1 pseudogene is annotated in these 265 nt (G+C 67.5%); it reads left to right on the forward strand.

The features are described 5' to 3' along the window. A pseudogene (locus F0Q45_RS27230) lies at positions 1 to 265 on the forward strand (isocitrate lyase); the annotation flags it as partial.

The raw sequence follows: 265 nt of genomic DNA on the forward strand, positions 1-265 counted from the left end.
ACGTCTACGAGCTGCAGAAGGCGATGATCGCGGCCGGTGTTGCCGGTTCGCACTGGGAGGACCAGCTGGCCTCGGAGAAGAAGTGCGGCCACCTGGGTGGCAAGGTGCTGATCCCGACCCAGCAGCACATCCGCACCCTGACCTCGGCGCGTTTGGCCGCTGACGTCGCTGATGTTCCCACCGTCGTCATCGCGCGTACCGACGCCGAGGCGGCCACGCTGATCACGTCCGACGTCGACGAGCGCGACCGCCCGTTCATCACCGG

The organism is Mycobacterium simiae (assembly GCF_008370645.1).
Classification (GTDB): Bacteria; Actinomycetota; Actinomycetes; order Mycobacteriales; family Mycobacteriaceae; genus Mycobacterium; species Mycobacterium simiae_A.